The organism is Bacterioplanoides sp., assembly GCF_965226395.1.
GTDB lineage: Bacteria > Pseudomonadota > Gammaproteobacteria > Pseudomonadales > Oceanobacteraceae > Bacterioplanoides.
In genome coordinates this window covers 1,819,421-1,843,716 of record NZ_OZ245358.1, presented here as the reverse complement: position 1 = coordinate 1,843,716, position 24,296 = coordinate 1,819,421, and the positions used below count along the sequence as shown (strand labels likewise).

The following is a 24,296-nucleotide window of genomic DNA, read 5'->3' as shown; positions in this document are numbered from 1 at the left end:
CTATTGAGTCAGCCCTAAGCGCTTCTTTACTTCATCGGAGGTAAGGGTGCGACCCGCACGAACATCTTCCATGCCACGCTCAACAGAAGCACGTAGCTCAACATGATACGCAAGTTCGGTCCAACTGACGGTTTCAGGAAGCTGGTCAATTAACTCGTGTGCGCGGGTTTTGATATTGGTGTTTTGCATAGAATTTGCCTCAGCAGCGGTCTTTGTAAGCATATCAACTTCTCCGGGCATTTTCTGCTGCTCTCTGATCCAGGCAACTGATTCCCGGTTGGTCATGATTGGCATACCCAACAATTTGCAGCGAGGTAATCACTATCTCGCCCCGACAATTCCAGCTATCCTGAATTCCAGCTATCCCAATTACCTTGTTAGCCATCTACGATTAAATGGATGATCCGGCTTATGATATCTCGCTGTTATATTCTGCTGTTATGCCTGTTTTCCCCCTTATTAGCACTGTCTCAGGAAGATCAATTTGCTCAGGAAGGACAAAGCACGCCGAAGCCTGTCCAACATCAGCAACCTCTCCAGAAACACCTGCTGGCAGAGCAACAAGTGGAGCAGCTCGATAAACCCCTCTACAGCGCTTTTACCGAGCGTTATATCCTCGGTGAAGTGAAAGATCTGCGTCAGACCATTGCCGATGTTCGCTTGGAGTTAACCAGCAAAATTATTGATAAAGAAATTGAGCTGGCCGACCGGGCGTTAACTTATGCTACCGATACCGTCACCTATTTCTTTTACCTGCTGGCCGGTGCATCGTCACTGCTGGTGATTATTGGCTGGAACTCATTGCGCGATGTGAAAGAGCGAGTTGGCTCCTATGCCAATGAAGAAATCCGCCGCATTACCGCTTCCTATGAAGAGCGTCTGGAAACACTGGAAAAAGAACTCAGTCGCAAGTCGAAACACATTAAAGCGGCTCAGGAAGAAATTGTATTAACCAACGAAATTCATTCGCTGTGGTTAAAAGCCTCTCAGGAAAGCAGCCCACAAAATAAAATTGCGATTTATGATCAGATTCTGGCACTGCGCCCGGATGATTTAGAAGCGTTAACCTATAAAGCAGACGCCGCTCTGTTATTAGGCCAGACCGAATGGGCAACCAGTCTGGCGAACCGGGCATTAGAAATTGACCCGGAAAACAGCCATGCGTTTTATCAGCGTTCCTGCGCTTATGCTGAATCCGGTTTTATCGAAGAAGCGTTACGTGATTTAGCGGAAGCAATTCAGCGTTCAGAATCCTTACGTATTCAGGCCGGTGTCGATGCCAGCTTTGATAGTCTGAAAGATAACGAGCAGTTTAATGAGATGGTTTTATTGCAGAAACAGGAAGAAAGCAGCGTTATTATTTCTGACTGAGACAGGCCCTGATTATTGCGCCGTAAATCTGTTATTCCGTTAGAAACAACGCCAGTAATTCATTTAAATATTGCTGGCCTTTTTCGGTGGCATAAATCCGTTTATCAACATTCAGTAAACCCAGTTGTTGCGCTTTATTGATGGGTTCAGCAACTGCATCCAGCGATAAGAAAGTACGTTCTTCAAAGTCTTCCACTGCGATACCCTGCTTTAACCGCAGTGCATTCATCAGGCATTCCAAGCCAATATCTTCCGGATCTATGGTTTGTTTGCCGGCCAGAAAACGTTTATCCGGATTTAAATAATCTTTTGGTGCGCGGGTTTTATGAGTGCGCATAATGGTATTGGCTTCTGCCAATGTGACTTTGCCATGAGCACCGGCACCAATGCCAAGATAGTCACCAAACTGCCAGTAATTCAGGTTGTGCTTTGCCGCTTTTCCCGGCTGACTGAACGCCGAAATTTCGTAATGTTCAAAGCCCTGTTGCGCTAATAATTCCAGCCCCGCTTCCTGAATATCCCATAAGGTGTCATCTTCTGGTAACCGCGGCGGACGTTTATAAAATTCGGTATTGGGCTCTATGGTTAATTGATACCAGGACAAGTGCTGCGGCTGAAAGCTGAGTGCGGTGCGCAGATCATCCAATGCCTGCTCAACCGTTTGCCCAGGCAGGCCATGCATCAGGTCCAGATTAAAATTATCAAAGCCGGATTCCCGCGCTAAACCAATCGCATTCAGAGCTTGTTCACGATCATGCACGCGCCCGAGTTTTTCCAGCTGGTGCGGCTGAAAACTCTGAATACCAATGCTCAGACGGTTAATACCCAACTGACGATAACCGGCAAATTTTTCCGCTTCGAACGTCCCTGGATTGGCTTCTAATGTGATTTCGATATCCGGTGCAAAGCGCAGGCGTTTTTGTAATTCGGTAAATAACGTCTGATAAGCGGCCACCGAGAATAAACTGGGTGTGCCGCCGCCAATAAAAATACTCTGGATCTCGCGTCCCTGCACCCAAGGAAGATCCTGCTCCAGATCCGCCAGCAACGCCTGTATATATTCCTGCTCTGGTAGCAGGCCGTCGGCCTTGTGCGAGTTAAAATCGCAATACGGACACTTACGGATGCACCAGGGTACATGGATATACAGGCTGAGTGGCGGCAGCATTAACATGGCAAAGTCGATTCCGTATCAGGCTGCAGGGCTTTCTGCTGCTTGAGCTTGCGCCGCGGCTTCTTCTTCCGCCAGTGCCAGCACATCGAGAATGGACTCAACCTTGGTGGCCCAGGCATTTTTTTCGTGAGTCAGTTGAGTAATATCCTGTTTTAACTGCTCCACTTGATTCACAAAGTTCTGCTTCTCTTCCATCAGCTGAGCTTTCTCATTCTGCAGCGCTTCAAGGTTGTCATGCAGCTGCTGTTTTTCATCTTGCAACGTTTGTTTTTCGTGTTGCAACGCCTGCACTTCCTGTTGCGAGGTTTCCAGTTCCGAACGCAATGACAAACGCTCGGCATCACTTTCAACCAGTTGAGCGTTGCTGTTTTTCAGTTGTTCTTTTTTATTACCTAACTCGCCCCGCAGCTCTTCAACCGAGCTGATGGTGTCTAAAATTCTGTTTTCGAGTTTTTCTAAAATATCCACAATACGACTTCTTTTCTAAGATATTAATACGTGCTGATTTGCGTTTTGATTAACGCTAAAGCTTAATGCCGGCCATCAATTTCTGCATGGCGACGCCCCGGTGAGAAATCCGGTTTTTATGTTCTTTGCTTAATTCTGCCGCGGTGCACTGCTCGCTTGCGACAAAAAATAATGGATCGTAGCCAAACCCTTCGTGACCTTCCGGGTTTAACACAATATGTCCTTCCCAGCTCCCCTGAAACACCTGCGGCGTTGGGTCATCAGCATAGCGCATATACACCAGCACACACTGAAAACGAGCCGTGCGCTGTTCTTTTGCAACCGCCGTTAACGCTTCCAGCAGCATGGCATTATTGGCAGCGTCACCGCTTTCATCTCCCTGATATCCGGCACGTTGAGCATAACGGGCGCTGTAAATACCCGGCGCACCGTTCAGAGCATCCACTTCAATACCGGAGTCATCGGCCAGCGCCGGTAAACCGGTTTGTTGTGCGGCATTGCGGGCCTTGAGGATGGCATTCTCAACAAAACTCAGGCCATTTTCTTCGGCTTCGGTCACATTCAGCTGATTCTGTGGAATCACTTCGATGGCCTGGTCAGCGAAGTGCTCGGCAAACATAGCCGAGAATTCACGTAATTTGCCGGCATTGCCACTGGCGAGGACGATTTTTTTCATGCTTGATTCTGCTGTATAGAACGGGCTTATGGATTCGTGTATCAAATGTTGTATGCCGGTGAAGTCTGGCTGACCGTCTGCCGCAGGGATGCGGCAGCCGAGCGTACAAGGATGTATTTACCGCGTGTCAGACAGATTTTACCCGGATATAACATTTACCTGATACAACCCGTATCAGAGTATGTATTGAGCTGGATTATTCTTTATAAAACCGCTGACTGAACTTCACATCGTAGCTGCGCTTCTGGCCCTCAGGCGTGGCCTGCAAGCGGATGTTATACATATCACCATCATCAAAGCGGAAAGTGCTGATGTAATACACCGCATTGGTTTCTTTAATCTCTTTAAATTCCAGCTCTTTCGACTGGCCAATTAAATTGCGCAACTGGCCGGTGACTTTACCAGCCACCGCCGTTGGCAGGGCCGCATCTTTGTCGTTTTTCAGAATCGAAATACTCAGATATCCCAGCGACCCGGAGCGGGTAATGCCGTAGGCCTCTGCGACGTCAGGGGTCAGGAAGGTTGAGTTCAGGCCGATATAGTGCACTTCATAGTCACCAAACACCTGCTTCTGCTCGCCCCGGTTTACAGCCAGTGCCAATGAAGCCGTCAGGCTTAACATCAGAGTCAGCGTCAGATTCATCAGAATTTTCATTTTATGATCTCCTCACCCGCCACTCAGTTACGGGTAATATGATACACGGCTATCTCTCCCAGCATGGCTGGCCAGAGTCGAATCGTCCAGTGTTGTTTGTGCTCTCCATCCACAACGGTCTTTTTAAGAATTTTTATATTCTTTTCGCGACATAAAATCTCAAAATCGCGGAAGGTGCACATATGAATATTCGGCGTGTCATACCAGTTATACGGCAGCGTTTCTGACATCGGCATGCGGCCTTTAAACATCAGATAAAAGCGGGTGCGCCAGTAACCAAAGTTAGGGAAGGTAACAATCGCTTCGTTACCGATACGCAACATTTCATCCAGCAGTTCATCCGGGCGTTCAACCGCTTGCAGCGCCTGGGTCATAATCACGGTATCAATGCTGTTATCTTCAAAATTGCGCAGGCCATTATCCAGATCCTGCTCGATTACGTTAACGCCATTGCGGATACAGGCGGTGATATTGTCGGGGTTAATTTCCAGCCCGTAACCGCGCACATTTTTGTGTTGCTGCAGGTACTTCAGTAACCGGCCTTCGCCACACCCTAAATCCAGCACCTGACTGCCGGGTTTAACGCCGTCCTGAATCAAGGCGAGATCGTCACGTAACAGCAGGTCTGTGCTGTGGTTTTCAGTAGCATGTTTTTCAGTACTGTGACTCATAATTGACCTCCCGTTGCCGGAATGTCGGCGGCGACCCGCTGCATATAAGCGGAGAAAATATCCAGATAACGCGGAATCGGCAGTAAGAAAGCATCGTGGCCATTTTCGGATTCGACGCAGGCATAGCTGACGTTTTTATCGGCGTGCGTTAAGGCATCAACAATTTCCTGCGAACGCTCCGGAGAAAAGCGCCAGTCAGTGGTAAACGACACCACCAGAAAATCACACTGAGCCTGACTCAGGCACTGCACCAGATCGTTATCGTAATCCGCCGCCGGATCAAAATAATCCAGTGCCTTAGTCATCAGCATGTAAGTATTGGCATCAAACCGGGTGGAGAACTTTTCGCCCTGATAATGCAGATAGCTTTCCACCTGAAATTCCGGTGCAAAACTGTAATTCAGCTTGCCCTCTTTTAATTCACGGCCAAACTTCTGCTTCATTGCATCGTCGGATAAATACGTCAGATGGCCCAGCATACGAGCCTGCATCAGGCCGGTTTTTGGCAGAGTGTTATGTTCCAGATAATGGCCGTTATGGAATTCCGGATCTTTGGCAATCGCCTGGCGCGCCACTTCGTTAAAGGCAATATTCTGAGCCGATAATTTGGGTGCCGAAGCAATCACCACCGCATGGCGTAAACGCTCCGGATACTGCACCGACCAACGCAACACCTGCATGCCACCCAGGCTGCCACCCACAACCGCCGCCCATTGTTCAATGCCTAACACATCGGCCAGACGTGCCTGAGACTGAACCCAGTCACGCACTGCCACAATCGGAAAGTCCGGCCCCCAGGGTTTACCGGTTTCCGGATTGATACTGGTTGGCCCGGATGAGCCTGCGCAGCCACCCAGGTTATTCAGCGCTACAACAAAAAAGCGGTTGGTATCAATCGCTTTACCCGGGCCAATAGCACTGTCCCACCAGCCTGGTTTTTTATCGTCCATGCTGTGATAACCCGCCGCGTGATGATCGCCACTTAAAGCGTGGCAGATCAGTACTGCATTGGATTTATCAGCATTCAGCTCACCGTAGGTTTCATACACCAGATCATAACTGGGCAAGACACGACCACTGCGCAGCGTCAGGGGCTGATCAAAATGATGGACCTTGGGAGTCACCAAACCAACAGAATCGTTGGGGATGTGTTCCGGCATGACAAAGCAATCCGCACAAAGAAAAATAAACGCGTTAGTTTAGCAGGCAACCCGAATGATGTAGAGGGTTTACCATGGATGGGATGGACTGTGCCATGATCCGCTAGTTCGATTCAGCGCGAACTCTGAGATGGATCAGTGGTCGGATCAGCGCTACTATTTTTTCGTGCATGCTTTTTCATGTACGTTTTTTCGTGTTTGCACCCGAGTGGTTTGACAGAAACAGGAGAACATAAATGGCCTATCAGCAGTTTATTGGTGTGTATAACGCCGAAGGTTCACTTCTGGGAGAAATTCGTTATGCCCTGGGCAAGCTTACCGGCACCCGCGAATGTGCGCTGTGTGATATCAGCCATAAACTGGCCGGTGAAAAAGAAAGCTTCACCGTTTTTAAAGATAATTTCCCACGGCCCTTCTTTAACCGCCATCTGGATGAGCTGGAGCCCGAACAGCTGGCACTCGCCAAAGACCGGGCGCCCTGTATTCTGGCGCTAGACGAAGAAGGCTGGCAGGTGGTGGCCACCAGCCAGCATTTAAAAGCGTGTGGCCGCTCGGTTAAACGCTTTAGTGAATTAATGCATTCACTACTGGATTAATGGCGGAGCTGTTAATTACGAAGCTACTAATTGCGGAACTATTTATTACGGAACTGGGCAGCCGTAATAAACTGACCAAACGACTCACACCAAACGATGGCGGTGTTAAAGTCTTCCAGATTCACCGAGCTATCCAAGGGTAAAATAAAACGATCAAAGGTTTTGATCGATCCCACTGCCGTCATGGTGGATTTCAGCCGGTTAAAATCGGCTTCAGTTTCGACAAACTCCGGTGACAGATACAGAATATAATCCGGCCCCGGCGCCAGCTCACCGTCAAAAGCAATCACATCAGCGCCTACGCGTAATGTTCCTTCGCCCCAGTGTAACAAATCACTGTCTTGTAAATCCCGCTGCACATCCGCCACGTATTGCGTCTGCTTAAGCACCTGCATCATGGCAACATCGGAGGGCGATGATGGCGCGGTCAGAATCGGCAGCATATAAATGCCCAGTGCAAACCCTATAAAACCCACACCGCCATGGCTGGCTAATAAAAGAAGGCGTTTAATCCATGGATGACTGAACATGGTGTTGCTCCTGTTTTGTCTGTTTTATTTCTGATAACAATATAGCAGGCAGTTGAAAAATGTTTCTGAGGCAGTCAAAACAAGGCAAAGATCAGCGAAAACGCGCAGTTTATAAGTAATAAATGAGCATTTTGAGCTGATCTTTAACGAAGTTATGGCAACGTAAGTAGTTTTTCAACGGCCTGCTACAAGGTACGTCGCGGCGGCATCAGTACATTGGCAAAGATTAATCCGGCAATCAGCGACATTAAAATCAGAAATACCTGAGACCCAATAGCGACCTGATTCAGCATGATCTCACCGGAGACCATGGCATTAAGCCCGATATACGCTTTGCTGCCCGGCACCAGAATAACAATCCCCTGCAGTAAGGCAATGGAGGCCGGGGCTTTCATCCAGCGGGCGTATAAATTGGCATACACCCCCACCGCCAGCGCGCCAAAAAAGATGCCGGTTGAACTGGTGAAATACAGCATCGCCACTTCGGCCACGCTGTAGGCGATCACTCCCGCCAGCACACCCCAGAAAATATCTTTTAACCGGGCGCGGAAAATAAAGGCCAGCGATAACGACAACAGGGGAACACCCAGCCAATGCACCCAAACCGCCACCGGCGCCGGATCAACAAATGCTACCGGGCCAAAGAAGGCGCGGCCGAGTGTCATGCCCAGCACGGCACCAAAATACAGTTTGAATAACAGCATCATGGCGTCCATCACCCGGGCGGTGCCGGAGATTAAATCTCGTGCGGCCAACTCAGCGAGGCCAATGGTTAATGCCAGGCCCGGGATAAAAATAATAATGCCGGATAAAATCACCACCGGAATATCAATGCCCGGATCAAGCAGCGCCACCGCGCACCCACCAATGCCACATAAAATGGCCGACAAGGGCTCCAGCATTTCCGCCATACGTGACGAGCGCTCGCTGTACACCGCCAGACCATAAATCATCAGGCCAAATAAGCCGGACCAGAATACGTTGTTCCAGCTGCTTTCCATCAGGATGGCAAACGCCATCGCCACACTGGCATAAGAGGCCCCGGTGAGCACTGGCCCATAAGGGTTTGGGCGGGATTCAATATCCGCCAGACGCTGCATTGCCTCAGTCAGATTGCGTTGCCCGGAAGCCAGCTCATCGACCAGCTCATCGCAACGGGCCAGCGAGCCTAAATCCAGCTCACCCGGCTTCACCCGGGCAATGTGGTTATATTCCTGTTCATCATCGTGGTTTAGCACAAAGGTCATGGTGGTTGGGGTAATCAGAAAATACCCTTGCATCCCCAGCTTGGCGGCAACATTTTGCAGGTGGGCCTCCAGCCGGTAAGCCGGTGTACCAAACTGATGTAAGGCTTTGCCCAGGCGAATAATAAAACGCCGTTTTTCGGTAAATTCTGCTGCGTTCACTATGGTTTTGTTCACTACGGTTTTCTTACTGTCACTTTCTTTGGTTGTTGTTCTGTCATTTTCTTTCTGTTGCTTTTGTTTTATTCGTGCCAGTCGGCAAAATGATCTAACAAATACTGAATCGCTAACCGCGCCCGGGCCGGTAAAAAGCGACGATTAGGATAGACCACCCAGCTGTTAATATCCTGATACCAATAAGGTTCCAGCACACTGATTAAACGCCCGCTGTTTACTTGTTCACTGAGGTTACGACCCGGCATATAAGCAATACCCAACCCTTGCTCACAAGCATTCACCAGTGCGTGCTGATTGTTGCAGTAAAAGCGGCCACTGACTTTTTGTGTGACGGTTTTGCCAGCTTCACGGAAGGTCCAGTGGTCATTATTCACGATACAGTCGTGATGACGCAGATGCTCCGGGTGCAGCGGGATACCACGACGCTCCAGATAGGCCGGGCTGGCCGCCGCCATCATCGATCGCTTAACCAGTTTACGTGCTACTAAACCGGAATCCTGTAACTGCCCCAGACGAATGGCAAAATCAAATCCGCTTTCAACAAAGTTAACGATATGGCTATCAAATTCCAGCTGTAAGCGTAGCTCCGGATGCGCCTGAGCAAAGCTGATTAACGCCGGTACCACATGAGTTTCAGCGAAGGTGCCCGCTAAACTCACACGCAACACACCATTGAGCTGATACTGCTGAGAGCCCAGCTGTTCGTTGGCCTGCTGCAAGCCATTTAATAACTCGCGGCACTGCTGATAATACTGATTTCCGGCTTCTGTCAGACTCACCAGTCGGGTGGAACGTGCCACCAGCGCCGAGCCCAGACGCTGTTCTAAGCGTGAAACCTGGCGGCTGACATGACTGGTGCTGCATTCCAGTTCGCGTGCCGCCGCGGAGAAGCTTTGTTTCTCGGCGACCGCCACAAATTCAATAATACCGTCGAAGCTGTCCATTCGGATCGTTTCACCTTTGCCAATCAGCAATAATGATTTTCAGATTGGGCCCATTATCACCAATACAGCAACTCAATAATATAGCGCTTATTGCACAGCACCCTAAACCTTGCATAGCTGCGCTCCGATACAGAGGAATCTGAGATGAAAAAAGTTTTAATCCCGGTAACAAACCACGCCACATTAGGCACTACCGATCAGGCAAACGGCACCTACTCACCCGAGCTGACCCACGTGGTTCACCTGCTGGATAACGCCAACATTGGTTATGACATCGTGTCGATTCTGGGCGGTAAAGCACCGATCTACGGTACTGACCTTGAGAACGATCCGGTTAACGATCAGGTGCTGGCCGACGATAACTTCACCAGCCGTATGAACAACACCATTCCGGTTGCTCAGGTGAACATCGAAGACTACGACGCCATTTTCTACCCAGGTGGTTTTGGTCTGTTATCCGATCTGGCAGAGAACAAGCAAGTGGCGGATCTGGCGGCGGCTCACTACGAAGCCGGTGGCATTCTGTCTGCCGTTTGTCACGGCCCGGCGAGCTTATTACCGATCACCCTGTCTAACGGCGAGAAGCTGCTGGCCAGCAAAGAAGTGACTGGCTTCACCCGTGAAGAAGAAGTGGATTACGGCACCATCAACGACATCCCGTTCCTGCTGGAAGAGTCGCTGGCTCGTACCGCGGCAAAATACTCTAAGGTTCAGCCATGGGGTGAGTTTGTGATTGAAGATGACCGTGTGATCACTGGTCAGAACCCATCCAGCGCTCATGCAGTCGGTACTGCTCTGGTTAACGCCTTACAGGCGTAATGCGCGAACGATGACTAGCTGATATCGGTCGATCAGCCCACTTCCGCAGTGGGCTGTTTGACCGATGCCATGGTGGCAATCTCTTCATCCAGCTCATCAATGGTGTTCTGCACCAGCGTATGGCAATGATCGGCCAGCGCTCTGACATCCCCTTCACCCATGCCATCGGTCGTAATCGGATCGAGGAATTTCACCAGACAAGTGCCCGACTGCCAGCGGTGTAAATCAATGTTCTTAGCCGTGCTGGAGAACACAATCGGTACAATCGGTAAGCCGGATTCAATCGCCAATGCAAAGGCACCGGATTTAAACGGCATTAAGCCACGACCTCTACTGCGGGTGCCTTCCGGGAAGATATACACCGAGCAGTGTTGCTCTTTTACTTGCCGGGCGACCTGCGCCATGGTTTCCCAGGCTTTGGCTTTGTTCTTACGATTAATCAGCAGGTTACCCGCCAACCAGAACGCGGTACCAAACACCGGAATGTACTTTAACGTGCTTTTACCCAGATATGCGGTATTGGCCGGAACCTGAGCGGTAACGGTAAACACATCCAGATTATCCTGGTGGTTGGAGATATAAATTGCTTGCTGCTGATCGCTGATCGGATTGTCTTTCACTACCCGCAACTTCATGCCAACCAAGTGGCGACCGAGACTCAGCAGCCAGGAGCCCTGCTGGTTGTTTTTACGGTGAAAGGGGCGCAGCAGGCACATCAGCACCACGCCGGCACAGGCAATCAGAAAATACGCGGTCAGCAACAAAGCTCGGAATAAATACAACATACGCTTCTCGTTATTATCAGGGGTGAGCCATTTCCCTGGCTGTCATCTTACTGTCATTATTTGAGTTTAGAGACGCAGGAACAAGCATGCCTAACCAATTGACTTATTCCAAAAAAGAAAAAGACAGGGTTAAAACCTGTCTTTTATGTCTTGAGTAGAATTAGTTACTCGCGAACTATCTCCAGAGCAAGTTATCTCAAAAACAGCTGATAAGCCTCGTTCTGAGTTTCATCCCAGAAACGATAACCCAGTTCATGCAGATAGCCTTCCAGCTGCGGTACTTTGTCGTCCGGTACCTGTAAGCCAACCAACACCCGGCCAAACGCCGCGCCGTGGTTGCGGTAGTGGAACAGCGAGATATTAAAACGCTTACCCAGCTTTTTCAGGAAGTTAAGCAAGGCACCCGGGCGCTCCGGGAATTCAAAGCGGTACACCCGCTCATCATTGACACTGCCCGGCGCATGACCACCCACCATATGGCGGATGTGGTATTTGGCAATTTCGTTATCGGTAATATCCATCACCGGGTAGCCGTGTGATTGCAGTTCAGCCAACAGCTCCTGACGGGCATTGGCTTCATCACCCACCTTCACACCAACATAGATGCGGGCTTTGTCATCGTCGCCATAACGGTAATTAAATTCGGTAATCGGACGCTTGCCCAATAAGCCACAGAACTTCTGGAAGCTGCCCGCTTCTTCCGGAATGGTAACCGCCAGAATCACTTCCCGACCTTCACCAATTTCCGCTACCTCAGAGATATAACGCATGCGGTCAAAATTGACGTTGGCACCACTGAGAATCGCCACCAGGTTCTGGTCTTCACAGGTTTCACGCTCAACGTACTTTTTCATCCCTGCCACGGCCAGAGCACCGGCCGGTTCACAGACGGCGCGGGTATCGTCAAAGATATCTTTAATGGCGGCGCAGATTTCATCCGGCGTAACCGTGATGCACTCGTCGATATGGTCTTTGCACACTTCCCAGGTGTTCTCACCAATCTGAGCCACCGCTACACCGTCAGCAAAGATACCAACCTGATCGAGAATCACCCGCTCACCTTCGGCCATTGCCGCGGCTAAACAGGCAGACTCAGTACTTTCCACCGCAATCACTTTCACTTCCGGGCGCAGTGCTTTGATATAAGCCGCGACACCAGCGGCAAGACCGCCACCACCGACGGGCACAAACACCACATCCACCGGGTTGCGCATCTGACGCAGGATCTCCATACCAATGGTGCCCTGCCCGGCAATGGTTTCCGGATCATCATACGGATGGATATAGGTCATGCCTTTTTCATCCACCAGTTTTTGCGAATAGGCAAACGCATCATCAAACGCATCGCCGTGCAGCACCACTTTGGCACCACGGGCTTTGACTGACTTCACCTTAATTTCCGGCGTGGTGCGTGGCATCACAATAGTGGCTTTAATGCCCAACTCTTTGGCGGCTAACGCCAGCCCCTGAGCGTGATTACCGGCCGAAGCAGCAACCACACCGGCGGCTTTTTCCTCTTCGGTCAGTTGCACCACCTTATTATAGGCACCACGGATTTTGAACGAGTATACCGGCTGCTCGTCTTCCCGCTTCAGCCAAATCTGGTTGCCCAAACGCTCACTGAGAAAGGTGGCAATATGCAGCGGTGATTCAATGGCTACGTCGTAGACACGGGCGCTGAGTATTTTCTTCAGATAATCGTTGAGTAATGGATTCGACATGAGTGGGCCGTTTTAACAGAATTTTTAATAACTTTTGTGTTTTACAGCGGGCATTGTACCCCATCAATGCATATAATTCGCGGATCCCAGATGAGAGACTGAGCACGAGATTATGAACCAGGATGAATTAAAACGCGCCGTTGGCCAGGCCGCCGTTGACTACATTCTCCCGAAATTAGAAAAAGACAGCATCGTTGGTGTTGGCACTGGCTCAACCGCCAACTGTTTTATTGATGCCTTAGCAGCACACAAGCACGACTTTGAAGCGGCGGTTGCCAGCTCAGAAGCCTCGGCACAACGCCTGAGAGATCATGGTATTGATGTTTATGATCTGAATCAGGTGGCGGGGTTTGATTTCTACATTGATGGTGCCGACGAGATTAACCACAACCTGGAGATGATCAAGGGTGGTGGTGCCGCTCTCACTCGGGAGAAGATTGTTGCCGCAGTAGCGCGTGAATTTATCTGCGTAGCCGACGAGAGCAAACTGGTGGATACGATGGGTGAATTCCCGCTGCCGGTTGAAGTGATTCCGATGGCGCGTTCTTATGTTGCCCGTGAGCTGGTGAAGTTGGGCGGCGACCCGGTTTACCGTACTGGTGTGGTGACGGATAACGGCAACCACATTCTGGATGCGCACCACCTGCGCATTGCCTCGCCGATGGAGCTGGAAGAAAAAATTAACCAGATCACCGGCGTGGTCACTAATGGTTTGTTTGCCCTGCGTCCGGCCAATGTTTTATTACTCGGCACCCAGGATGGTGTAAAAACCGTTACCAAATAATACGCTCCCGGTGCTGGCAGTATTATTTTTGCCAGCAAGGCTACAGCAGGTATTTTTATTTTTTAGCCGCCGCTCCGAAGGGCCATCCATGGCCCTGCCGAGCTACCGCCACATCCTGTGGCTGCTTTAAAAAACAAAAACACCTGCTGCAACCCGATTGTCAGCCCCATCAAGGATTCAGGGAAAATACATGAAAAACTGGCTAAAAATCTTACTGACCGGTCTTTCTGTTACCTTACTCAGCCTTTCCCTGCTACTGATCTTTTTACCTTCCCTATTAAAATCATTACTGAATAACAGCTTCAGCACCGCGCTGAATAATTTTGGTATTCAAAACAGTAAAATAGAAATCAGTCACTTCAGCTGGCACCAGCTAACGGTTCAATCGTTATCGGTGCCACTGCCAGACGGCAGTTTATTTGCCTTAGAAAATTTATCGCTGACTTATTCACCAAAGCAATTAATCCGTGGTGAGTTAAACACACTGGAACTTGATTCCGTCATATTGAATCTGGCCGATGAAACCGGTCAGAAACTTGCCGGAGCTGCCGCTGCAGGTGCGGGCAAGGCTGCAACGAATGTTATTGAAACCACCCCTGAGATTTCCATCCCGGCCTTTAAACAATGGCTACAACTGCCGCTGAAATCTTTTGCCATTCATCAACTGCATATTAATCACCCGGCATTAAGTGCTCAGCTTCAGGCAGAAGTCACCCCCCAATTGTGGCGCATCTGGGGAGACACCCAACTGGACAATATGCCACTGCCCTGGCAGCTGGAAATGCAACTGCAAAGCAGCGGTGATTTATTAATCATGCTGTCGGAATCCAGCCAGTTATTAACCCAACTGCACGGTAATATTGATCAGGATGATGGCGGTAATACGCATATTATTTTAAATCAGCAATCCGATCTTAAAGCCATTAACCAGCGTCTGCTGGCAAATATCGCCACAACCATTCCGGTAACCCAATTACAGGCCCGCAGCGAAATTCATTTACCGCCGCTGGTGACCATTCCCCACGGTATTGCCTTTACCTCTGATATTTATCTGAGCAGTGAAACGCGCACACTGCAGCATGACCCCGAAGCAGATCTGACGCTGCAATGGCAGTCCGGTGAAATTAAAACATCGCTGTCTAAAGCAGAAAATGCCGAATTATTACTGGAGACATTTATTCAGCATCAGTTACGGCTCGATATAGCCGACCAGTCTTATGTGATTCAACAACCACAAAGCAACGATCCGGACTTGAGCGCCAGTTGTAATCTTGGCCTTACCGGCTGCCAGCTGGAGTCTTCGTTATGGTGGAATATCAACGGCGACCGGCAACAAGCCAGTATTAAGCTGACACCAGAACTGCAATGGCAACAACAAACAGGCGTCAGTGGATTTTTAACCACCAGCATCAATGCGACACAAAATAATCCAGTCTGGCCTCAGGGTCAGTTCCGCAGTTCAGGCCGGTTTGATTTTTCGTTACTGAATAATGGTGATTGGCAGCTGACCTCGGAGCAGGGTCTGAACAACACGCTAATGCTGGAAGCAATAACACTTAAGGCAACCGACAATGTGCCTGATAATAGTGAGCCTGATAAAAACGCTGCAATTCAACTATCTGAACTGCAACTGACCTTGCTGAATCAACTCGATATTAAAAGCCAACAACAAGTGTTGTCGTTTAAGCCATTAAATATGGCGCTAAAACCTTTTTCTGCTGAACTCAGTGAGCAATTGTCAGCACGGCAAACGTCGCTTGCCACGTTCAATATTACCAACAGTTCGGTTGAATGTTTGCCACACATCACTCGCAACCTCAGTAACCATAAAGCGGATATACAGTGTCAGGTATCACTGGCAAGCACACCTTCTAATTTTCAGCAGTGGCCAATTCCGGATATGAGCATTCGTGGGCCATTTAATCTGACACTGCCGTTAGAGCAACAAGCATCGCAGCAGAAACCGGCATCACAACAAGCAGCATCCGATAAACCCATGGTGATTGATGCTGAGCTGGTGTTTGGTCTGGCTGATCAGGCATTGCAGTTACGCTCTCATATTAACCATCAACAGCAAAGCGGAACTAAGCTGTCCTCCGGCTCGATGCAATGGCAGTTACAAGATACGCCATTAAACTGGAACCAACTGGGGTTAGCTGAGATGAGTAACCTGACTCAATTACAGTTATTAAACGGTTCTCTGTCGGGTCAGGGCTGGCTCGACTGGCAACAAACACCCAACCAGCAATGGCAATTACAACCGGATTTTATGCTGCGCTTTGATGAACTGGCCGCAACCTATGACAACAGTATCTCGTTGGAAAACTGGCGTGGGTTATTTGCCATTCGCCGACCGCTGTCTTTCTCCGGTGCGCTGGAAGACTATCTGATTGATGCGCAAATTGCCGGAGACAGTGTGAATACCGGTATTCAGTTATCCAATATTCTGGCGCGCAGTCAGACCCGTATTCCAGCGGATTTTTCCTCGGCGTTAATCGAAGTGTATGAAGTCCACACGGAATTATTAGGTGGCCGAGTGCGACTGCCATTGATGAAATTTGATACCAGTAAAGACGTCAACGCCTTTGGTATTGAAGTGGATAATATTCAACTGAGTGAGCTGGCCAAACTGGAACCCAATGCCGAAGTTGAAGCCACGGGCGTGCTCGACGGTGTACTGCCCATTGTGATTACTCAGGCTGGTGTGCAAATTCCTGGTGGCAATTTATTTGCCCGAGATCCGGGTGGCGTGATTCGTTACAACAACGCCACCAGCCAGGCGTTAAAATCATCCGACCAAACGGTTGGGCTGGCAATGCAATTATTAGAAGATTTCCACTACAACCAGCTGGAATCTGGGGTGGAATATCAGCCCGATGGTGAGCTGAATCTGGCGTTGCAATTTCAGGGCAATAACCCGGAATTTTTTGGCGGCCAGGCGACGCATTTAAACGTGAACCTGGATTACAACCTGCTCGATTTATTAGAAAGCTTGCGCATCAGTAATGATTTAATTCAGAAAGTTGAAGATAAATATCAGCTCTAACAGGCTACTGACTTTCTGGTTTCTCAACGCTTTAACGCTTGTGCGCTAAGCTCTACCAAACGCTGTACCGCTCCGCGGTTTTTATTCACCACCGCCAATCCGGCTTCACCCATTTGCTGACACAAGGCCGAATCATTCAGGTACTGCAAAACATCCTGCGCCAGCTGTTCAGGCTCAACAACCGCCAACGCTTGCTCTGCCACTAAGGCATCCACCACCGCAGCAAAGTTGGTGTAATGTGGCCCGGTTAGGGTTGCTTTACCCAGCGCTGCCGGTTCAATCGGATTATGCCCACCGTGTGGAATCAGACTGCCACCCATCAACACCAGATCCGCTGCCGATAACAGCTGCAGCATTTCGCCCATGCTGTCGGCCACATACACCTGACAATCCGGATTGGCATCGCCCTGAGAACGACGCTGTACATTCAAACCTGCCTGCTTAGCCACCTGAGTAACCGCATCAAAACGCTCTGGATGACGTGGAATTAACAGCAGCAATAAATCGTCATGACTTTCCCGTAAGTGAGAATAAATAGCCAGCAACTGCTCGTCTTCTCCGGCATGACTGGACGCCAGCGCCAGCACTTTTCGCGACTCACCCCATTGTGCTCGCAGCGCCTCACCAGCCCGTTCAATATCAATCGGTAAATCGACATCAAATTTCACACTGCCAGTCACTTCCAGTTTGTTTTCTGGCAGGCCCAGTTCAATAAAACGCTGACCATCGGTGGCATTTTGCGCCGCCACCAAGGTGAGTCGCTGCAACATGGGTGTGGTTAAGGCAGAGAATTTGGCATAGCCACGGGCTGATTTTTCCGACATCCGGGCATTAGCCAGCATCACCGGCAGTTGATGTTGCTCACAAGCTGCCATCAGATTGGGCCATAACTCAGTCTCCATCACTACCAACAGCCCCGGCTGGATACGACGCAGAAACGGCTTCCAGAAAACCGGTAAGTCGTAAGGCAAAAACATATGGAAGACGCGCTCACCAAACAAACGCTTCACCTGTTCTGAGCCGGTGGGCGTGGTGGTGGTGACAATAATGGGAAGATCCGGGTATTGCTGCTGCATGGCTTTGATATACGGCGCTGCTGCCAGTGTTTCACCGACCGATACCGCATGTACCCATAAACCATTGGCAGCCGGGCGATGAGGTAAGCGGCCAAAACGTTCGGCGATGCGTTGGCGATAACCCGGATTCAGTCGACCACGCCACCATAAACGGGCAACAAATACAGGAAGCAAACCGGTGTATAACAGGGTGTAAAAAAAGCGAGCCACACGAAGCCTTACAGCGAAACCATCAGAAACGCTGAGTCTAGCATAATGGTCTCTCTAAACCCGCCTTGTGATACACTAAGCGGCTTTAAAATTATGTGTGTGAACTCAGTGATGGATGTAACCATTCCCGATTTTCATCAGGCCCGCGTATTGGTGTTTGGTGATGTCATGCTGGACCGCTACTGGCAGGGTCCGACTTCACGGATTTCACCGGAAGCACCGGTGCCCGTGGTTAAAATTCAGGATAATGAAAACCGTGCCGGTGGTGCCGGTAACGTCGGCCTGAATATTTCAACCCTGGGGGCGGGTGTCGATTTATTGGGCATTATTGGTGATGACGACAACGGTGCAGCATTACAGACCATGCTGCACGACGCACGTATTGATTGTGATTTTCTAAAACATCCACAACACCCGACCATCACCAAGCTGCGCATTATGAGCCGCCACCAGCAGTTAATTCGGCTGGATTTTGAAGAAGCTTTTGATGCCACCGATTTAACGCCACTGTATCAATCATTTGATCAGAAAGTTGCCGAATCCGGCGTAGTGATTTTGTCCGACTACGGCAAAGGTGCGCTGAATAATCCACAACGCTTAATCGACAGTGCCCGCCGTCATAACGTGCCGGTATTAATCGACCCGAAAGGCACCGACTTCGAGCGCTATCGTGGCGCGACGTTAATCACGCCAAATCTGAGTGAGTTTGAAGCCGTGGTAGGCCCAGCCAGCGACGACGAAACCTTAGTCGCCAAAGCGCGTACGCTGATTAATGATTACGACCTGCAAGCGGTGTTAGTAACCCGCAGTGAAAAAGGCATGACTCTGGTAGAACGTGACCAGGAGCCTTTCCACTTGCCAACTAAAGCGCGCGAAGTGTATGACGTAACCGGCGCTGGCGATACCGTGATCTCGGTATTAGCCGCAGCGTTGGCTGCGCAACAATCCTTACAACAGGCCACGGCATTAGCGAATACCGCGGCGGGGATTGTAGTGGGTAAACTGGGTACCGCGACGGTATCGACCGAAGAGCTGCGTCAGGAGATCCGTTCCGAGAGTCATCAGGGTGCCGGTATCTTCGACGAACAAAGCCTGCTGCTGTTGGTGGAAGAAGCCCGCCAGCGTGGTGAAACCCTGGTGATGACCAATGGCTGCTTCGATATTATTCACCCCGGCCATGTGCAGTATTTAAAAGAAGCCAAAGCGTTGGGCGATCGGTTATTGGTGGCGGTGAATTCCGATGAATCCGTCAGCCGTTTAAAAGGCCCAACCCGCCCGATTAATCCGCTGGATCACCGCATGGCGGTACTGGCCGGATTAGAAAGTGTGGATTGGGTGGTACCCTTCGGCGAAGACACACCGGAGCGTCTGATTTGTAATGTGCTGCCGGATATTCTGGTGAAAGGTGGCGATTACAAGGTGGAAGAGATTGCCGGCGGTGCGTGTGTGCAGAAGAACGGTGGCGAAGTGATCATTCTCAGCTTTAAAGATAACTGCTCTACCACCGCCATTGTTCAACGCATTCAAGCCGAAGACGCTGATTAAGCATAAGCAGTTAAATACGCAAAGAATAAAGGTATCTGGTCATTATCATTGTCGGGGACGCTGTAAATACATCCCTGTACGCTCGGGCGCTGTTCCCTACAGCGCACGCCCCGAGCAATAACAATCACCAGACACCTCGACTAACCGAAGAAAGAGGTTAACTCATGATTATTGTAACGGGCGGTGCTGGCTTTATTGGCAGCAACATCGTAAAAACATTAAACGAACAAGGTCGCAGCGACATCATCGTGGTTGATGATTTAAGCGACGGCAAAAAGTTCTACAACATCAGCGACTGCGATATCGCCGATTACCTGGATAAAGATCTGTTCCTGCAGCGCGTTGAGTTCGACGACGGTATTCTCGACGGCGTTGATGCCATTTTCCACGAAGGCGCTTGCTCCTCCACCACCGAGTGGGACGGCAAGTTTATGATGGAAAACAACTACGAATATTCCAAAACCCTGCTGCACGCCTGCCTGAAAAAACGCATTCCGTTTTTATACGCCTCCAGCGCTTCGGTTTATGGCGGCAGCGATGTGTTTAAAGAAGAGCGCTCCCACGAGAAACCGCTGAACGTGTATGGCTACTCCAAGTGGCAGTTCGACCAGTACGTGCGTTCCATTGAACACACCTTCCAAAGCCAGGTGGTTGGCTTCCGCTACTTTAATGTTTACGGCCCACGCGAGCAGCATAAGGGCTCAATGTCGTCGGTAGCGTTCCACTTCAATAATCAGATTCAGGATAACGGCATCTGCAAACTGTTTGGTGGCAGCGGCGGTTATGGCGATGGCGAACAGCGCCGTGACTTTGTGTTTGTCGGCGATGTTGTGAAGGTGAACCTGTGGTTCTTCGCTAACCCGGATAAAAGCGGCATCTTCAACTTAGGCACCGGCAACTGCCAAAGCTTTAATGATGTCGCCGATGCCGTGATCAAATGGCATGGCGAAAAAGGCACGTCCGGTAGCAAAGAGTATATTCCTTTCCCGGATCACCTGAAGGGCGCTTACCAGAGCTTTACTGAAGCCGATATTCAGAAGCTGCGCGATGCCGGTTACAGCGAACCGTTCGCCAATGTTGAACAAGGTGTGTTCGCCTACATGGACTGGCTGAACCGCTGATTCAACGGATTCTGATCCATCTGAGCCAACACAAAACCGGAGTCTGCCTCCGGTTTTTTTATTCAGACTTTTTATTCAAACGCAGCAGCCAGTTGCTCCGCCCTGATTCTTCTCTATGCTTAAAGGCAGCCTGAATAAGTTGTCTTACAGGAACCCGACTTTGCCACAATCCACAATTGTCCTTGATTTGTTTTCGCACTTACGACGTCACTGGTGGATTCCGGCGCTAATGACCGCCCTGCTGATTCCGGTTATTCAGTGGGATGCGTTGCTGTTTCACACCCTGGTAGAGTTATTTGCCTGCGGCATCGCGCTGATCTGCTTTATTGTTGCCTGGAATACTTATCCGCTCGCCAAGAACCAGTTTTTACTGGTACTTGGCTGTGGTTATCTCACCGTCAGCCTGTTGGATATGGCGCATACCCTGACCTTTTCTGGTATGCCGTTTTTCCCGGACATAGCACCTGATACCGCCGTTCAGTTCTGGATTGTTTCGCGCTTTGCCGAAGCCGGTCTGCTGATTGTCGCCCCTCTGGCGCTGCACTACCCGTTTAAAACATCTGCCGCCTTAGGCTCATCGCTGCTGGTGTTGGTGATCAGTTTCTTACTGGTGCTGTCCGGGGCTTTACCCGACATGTACATCAAGAATCATGGCCTGACGTATACCAAGATCCTCAGCGAATACCTGATTATCGGCTTATTGCTGATTGCTATGTTTAACCTGCAGCGCCATCGTGCAATGCTCGACCCCAGGGTGTTAACGCTGAGTTATACCTCCATCACCCTCACCATTCTGGCCGAGTTGGCGTTCACCCAATACGCCAACTTTCACAGCAGCAGTATTATTGTTGGCCACTTTCTGAAGTTATTCTCCTTCTGGGCCATTTATATCGCCCTGATCGAATCCAGCTTGCGCGAGCCTTTCCGTAATTTAGCCCGGGATGCCAATACTTACGATGCGATTCCGGATGAAACCTTACTGATTGATTGCCAAGGGGTTATTCGCCAGGCCAACCAGGCCACCCGGCGCGAATCCGGGCTCAGTACTCAACAACTGCTTGGTCGCCACTGCCACGAGCTGCAACATGATCCGATGACACCCGCCAAACACTGCGTTATCTGCCAATCCGTATGTAACGGCCAGCCGTTGAGTCATTTTCAGTTTTATAACAGTCGTGATGCCCGCTGGTATGAAGTCAGCTTGTCGACTATACGCCACGGCAAAGACTCCGCTGGCATGGTGCATGTTCGTCGTAATATCACCCAGACCAAACAAGCCGAATCCCGCTCGGCCACATTAAACCGCTTGTATAACGTGCTCAGCCAGGCCAATAAAGTGCTGGCTGAAGCCGCTTCCCGGGAACAGATGTTTGAGGATATCTGCCATATTGCCAAGCGTTATGGCGGCTTTAAGATGGCCTGGGTTGGCCTGATTGAAGGGAGCCAGATTGTTCCGGTGGCCTCTTCCGGGGATAACTTTAACTACCTGCAGCATATCGAAATACGCATTGATGATTCGGTACTGTCCCATGGGCCGGTGGGCACTGCCGCTCGTGAAAACCGTGTCACCTGTGTTAATAACACCAGCAATGACCCCACCTTTACTCCCTGGCGAAAACCAGCCCTGCAGCGCGGTTATCGGTCGCTGGCGTCGGTACCCATTCGCCAGAACGGTCAGGTCATTGGTATCTGTGCCTTTTATTCCGCCATTGCTGAAACCTTCGACAGCGAAATGCTGACGCTGCTGGCAACCCTCGGCGCGGATATGGGCGTAGCACTGGAACGCATGCAACATAAGCAGGATCAGGCACAGGCACAGCACCAGCTGCGTCAGCTGTCGATGGCGGTTGAACAAAGTGACAATGGTATTGCCATTACCGATACCCGCTTTTATGCCGAATACGTTAATCGTTCGTTTATCGAGATGACGGGCTTTGAACTGGCTGAAATTCAGCAGGACAGCCCACTATTGCTGTACAACCAGAGCGATGAGAAACAGTCCATCCGTGAGTTGATTGCCGTGATCCGGGCTGGCCGCCAGTGGGATGGCGAGCTACAGATTACCCGCAAAGATGGCAGCACCTTCTGGGCCTCCCAGTCGATTACCCCCCTGATGAACGATCAGGGAGAAATCATTAACTATGTTTCGACCTTTGAAGACATCACCAGCCTGCACCATGCTCAGCAGACCATCGAAAAGCTGGCGTTTTTTGATCCACTCACCAATTTGCCCAATCGTCGTTTGTTAGCCGACCGGCTGAATCAAGCCATCGAAAGCTGTAAGCGCCAGCCAGACTCTCTGGTCGCGGTGATGATGTTTGACCTGGATAACTTTAAAACCGTGAATGACTCACTGGGTCACAATCTGGGTGACGAGTTATTGCAGCGGGTTGCTGATTTATTCAGCCAGACCGTGCGCCAGGAGGATACCGTCGCCCGCCTCGGTGGGGATGAGTTCACCATTGTTCTCAGCAGCATGCACTCCATCGAAAAGGTGGCGGATATCGCCGACTCGCTGATCCAGTTACTCAAGCGGCCGCTGGATGTTTCCGGCCATCAGGTGGTGATTGGCACCAGTATTGGTATTTCGGTTTATCCGGGGGATACCGAACAACCAGAAGAGCTGATCCGCAACGCCGATATCGCCATGTATCACGCCAAAAGCGAAGGCAAAAATAACTTCCAGTTTTTCACCGCTAATATGAATGAAAAGGCGCAGCAGCGACTGGAGATGGAAAGTCGCCTGCGTCATGCCATCGAACAGAACCACTTCCAGCTTTATTACCAGCCTCAGATCAATCTGGTCAGTGGCAAAATCACCGGATTGGAAGCGTTAATCCGCTGGCAAGACCCGCAACGGGGCATGATTTCACCACTGGAGTTTATTCCACTAGCCGAAGACACCGGCATGATTGGCCCAATCGGAGACTGGGTGATTCAGACCGCCTGCAAAGAGATCAAACAGCTGCAGCAACAGGGTTTTCCGAAAGTCAAAGTGGCGGTGAATGTGTCAGCGTATCAGCTGCATCATGGCGCTCAGCTCACCCAGGTGATCGATCAGGCTTTAACCGACAGTGGCCTGACTGCTCGCCATCTGTCTCTGGAGGTCACCGAAAGTATGCTGATTGATGGCATTAAAGAAGCCAGCTTATTGCTGGATGAATTACGCAAGCGTGATATCACCATCGCCATCGACGACTTCGGCACGGGCTATTCATCCCTGAGCTACCTGAAACAGCTTCCGATTGATGTGCTGAAAATTGATAAGTCCTTTGTCCAGGATTTACAGGACGACGGAGGTAACGATGCCATCGTCAGCGCCATTATCGCCATGGCGCATAAGCTGGATATCAAGGTCTTGGCAGAAGGGGTGGAAACCCTCTATCAGCAAGCTACCTTAACCCAACAAGGCTGCGATTTTGCTCAGGGCTTCCTGTACTGCCAGCCGCTACCGAAAGATCAATTGCTGGCGCAATGGCAAGCATTAACCATCACGCCATCCAAATCCATCTGAGCATTTCGT

The 24,296-nt window shown here is 50.2% G+C and carries 21 protein-coding genes; 8 read left to right on the top strand and 13 right to left on the bottom strand.

Going from position 1 to position 24,296, the window contains the following annotated elements:
- The gene (locus ACO05E_RS08355) at positions 1-189 is read right to left on the bottom strand and encodes a hypothetical protein (protein ID WP_419812522.1); all 189 of its coding nucleotides are present in this window, start codon (positions 187-189) and stop codon (positions 1-3) included.
- Positions 190-411: 222 nt separating this feature from the next.
- On the opposite strand from ACO05E_RS08355, the gene ACO05E_RS08350 reads away from it, so the two are divergent.
- Positions 412-1,371, top strand: a complete 960-nt coding sequence (locus tag ACO05E_RS08350; protein ID WP_419812521.1) for a TPR end-of-group domain-containing protein — start codon at positions 412-414, stop codon at positions 1,369-1,371.
- A gap of 31 nt (positions 1,372-1,402) precedes the next feature.
- Here the strand turns inward: ACO05E_RS08350 and hemW are convergent, their stop codons facing one another.
- From hemW to metX, 6 genes are all read right to left on the bottom strand, one after another.
- A complete protein-coding gene (gene hemW / locus ACO05E_RS08345) occupies positions 1,403-2,545 on the bottom strand; it encodes a radical SAM family heme chaperone HemW (RefSeq protein WP_419812520.1) in 1,143 nt (380 codons plus the stop codon).
- Between the two features lie 18 nt (positions 2,546-2,563).
- A complete protein-coding gene (locus ACO05E_RS08340) occupies positions 2,564-3,013 on the bottom strand; it encodes a hypothetical protein (protein WP_419812519.1) in 450 nt (149 codons plus the stop codon).
- A 55-nt stretch (positions 3,014-3,068) separates the two neighbouring features.
- Complete coding sequence (rdgB, locus tag ACO05E_RS08335; protein WP_419812518.1) at positions 3,069-3,689, bottom strand: RdgB/HAM1 family non-canonical purine NTP pyrophosphatase; 621 nt, start codon at positions 3,687-3,689, stop codon at positions 3,069-3,071.
- Positions 3,690-3,885: 196 nt separating this feature from the next.
- The gene (locus tag ACO05E_RS08330) at positions 3,886-4,344 is read right to left on the bottom strand and encodes a DUF4426 domain-containing protein (RefSeq protein WP_419812517.1); all 459 of its coding nucleotides are present in this window, start codon (positions 4,342-4,344) and stop codon (positions 3,886-3,888) included.
- Positions 4,345-4,367: 23 nt separating this feature from the next.
- Positions 4,368-5,015, bottom strand: coding sequence for a methionine biosynthesis protein MetW (gene metW / locus ACO05E_RS08325; protein ID WP_419812516.1), 648 nt, complete (start codon positions 5,013-5,015; stop codon positions 4,368-4,370).
- On the bottom strand, positions 5,012-6,175 hold the full coding sequence (gene metX / locus ACO05E_RS08320) for a homoserine O-succinyltransferase MetX (RefSeq protein ID WP_419812515.1): 1,164 nt from the start codon (positions 6,173-6,175) through the stop codon (positions 5,012-5,014). The genes metW and metX overlap by 4 nt, the downstream gene beginning before the upstream one ends.
- Positions 6,176-6,411: 236 nt before the next feature.
- On the opposite strand from metX, the gene ACO05E_RS08315 reads away from it, so the two are divergent.
- Complete coding sequence (locus ACO05E_RS08315) at positions 6,412-6,771, top strand: hypothetical protein (RefSeq protein ID WP_419812514.1); 360 nt, start codon at positions 6,412-6,414, stop codon at positions 6,769-6,771.
- A gap of 38 nt (positions 6,772-6,809) precedes the next feature.
- Here ACO05E_RS08315 and ACO05E_RS08310 read toward each other — a convergent pair whose 3' ends face one another.
- The 3 genes from ACO05E_RS08310 to ACO05E_RS08300 form a co-directional block, all read right to left on the bottom strand.
- Positions 6,810-7,301, bottom strand: a complete 492-nt coding sequence (locus tag ACO05E_RS08310; protein WP_419812513.1) for a DM13 domain-containing protein — start codon at positions 7,299-7,301, stop codon at positions 6,810-6,812.
- A 185-nt stretch (positions 7,302-7,486) separates the two neighbouring features.
- The gene (locus ACO05E_RS08305) at positions 7,487-8,722 is read right to left on the bottom strand and encodes a threonine/serine ThrE exporter family protein (protein ID WP_419812512.1); all 1,236 of its coding nucleotides are present in this window, start codon (positions 8,720-8,722) and stop codon (positions 7,487-7,489) included.
- A gap of 65 nt (positions 8,723-8,787) precedes the next feature.
- Complete coding sequence (locus ACO05E_RS08300) at positions 8,788-9,666, bottom strand: LysR family transcriptional regulator (RefSeq protein ID WP_419812511.1); 879 nt, start codon at positions 9,664-9,666, stop codon at positions 8,788-8,790.
- A gap of 144 nt (positions 9,667-9,810) precedes the next feature.
- Here ACO05E_RS08300 and ACO05E_RS08295 point away from each other — a divergent pair, with 144 nt between their 5' ends.
- Positions 9,811-10,485: a type 1 glutamine amidotransferase domain-containing protein gene (locus ACO05E_RS08295; protein ID WP_419812510.1), complete on the top strand. Its 675-nt coding sequence runs from the start codon at positions 9,811-9,813 to the stop codon at positions 10,483-10,485.
- A gap of 32 nt (positions 10,486-10,517) precedes the next feature.
- Here ACO05E_RS08295 and ACO05E_RS08290 read toward each other — a convergent pair whose 3' ends face one another.
- The gene (locus tag ACO05E_RS08290) at positions 10,518-11,270 is read right to left on the bottom strand and encodes a 1-acylglycerol-3-phosphate O-acyltransferase (protein ID WP_419812509.1); all 753 of its coding nucleotides are present in this window, start codon (positions 11,268-11,270) and stop codon (positions 10,518-10,520) included.
- Positions 11,271-11,461: 191 nt separating this feature from the next.
- Positions 11,462-12,991, bottom strand: coding sequence for a threonine ammonia-lyase, biosynthetic (ilvA, locus tag ACO05E_RS08285; RefSeq protein WP_419812508.1), 1,530 nt, complete (start codon positions 12,989-12,991; stop codon positions 11,462-11,464).
- Between the two features lie 112 nt (positions 12,992-13,103).
- Between ilvA and rpiA the strand changes: the two genes are divergently transcribed.
- Together rpiA and ACO05E_RS08275 are read left to right on the top strand one after the other, a co-directional pair.
- Positions 13,104-13,775, top strand: a complete 672-nt coding sequence (rpiA, locus tag ACO05E_RS08280) for a ribose-5-phosphate isomerase RpiA (protein WP_419812507.1) — start codon at positions 13,104-13,106, stop codon at positions 13,773-13,775.
- A 190-nt stretch (positions 13,776-13,965) separates the two neighbouring features.
- On the top strand, positions 13,966-16,821 hold the full coding sequence (locus ACO05E_RS08275; RefSeq protein ID WP_419812506.1) for a YdbH domain-containing protein: 2,856 nt from the start codon (positions 13,966-13,968) through the stop codon (positions 16,819-16,821).
- Positions 16,822-16,844: 23 nt separating this feature from the next.
- On the opposite strand, the gene waaA is transcribed toward ACO05E_RS08275, so the two are convergent.
- Entirely contained in the window at positions 16,845-18,107 is a 1,263-nt protein-coding gene (gene waaA, locus ACO05E_RS08270) for a lipid IV(A) 3-deoxy-D-manno-octulosonic acid transferase (protein ID WP_419812505.1), read from the bottom strand.
- Positions 18,108-18,218: 111 nt separating this feature from the next.
- On the opposite strand from waaA, the gene hldE reads away from it, so the two are divergent.
- The 3 genes from hldE (at position 18,219) to ACO05E_RS08255 (ending at position 24,287) form a co-directional block, all read left to right on the top strand.
- The gene (gene hldE, locus ACO05E_RS08265) at positions 18,219-19,652 is read left to right on the top strand and encodes a bifunctional D-glycero-beta-D-manno-heptose-7-phosphate kinase/D-glycero-beta-D-manno-heptose 1-phosphate adenylyltransferase HldE (RefSeq protein WP_419812504.1); all 1,434 of its coding nucleotides are present in this window, start codon (positions 18,219-18,221) and stop codon (positions 19,650-19,652) included.
- 164 nt (positions 19,653-19,816) lie between these two features.
- The gene (rfaD, locus tag ACO05E_RS08260; protein ID WP_419812503.1) at positions 19,817-20,773 is read left to right on the top strand and encodes an ADP-glyceromanno-heptose 6-epimerase; all 957 of its coding nucleotides are present in this window, start codon (positions 19,817-19,819) and stop codon (positions 20,771-20,773) included.
- Positions 20,774-20,933: 160 nt separating this feature from the next.
- Positions 20,934-24,287 (top strand): EAL domain-containing protein, encoded by a 3,354-nt coding sequence (locus tag ACO05E_RS08255; protein WP_419812502.1) that lies wholly within the window; start codon positions 20,934-20,936, stop codon positions 24,285-24,287.
- The last annotated feature ends 9 nt before the right edge of the window (positions 24,288-24,296 follow it).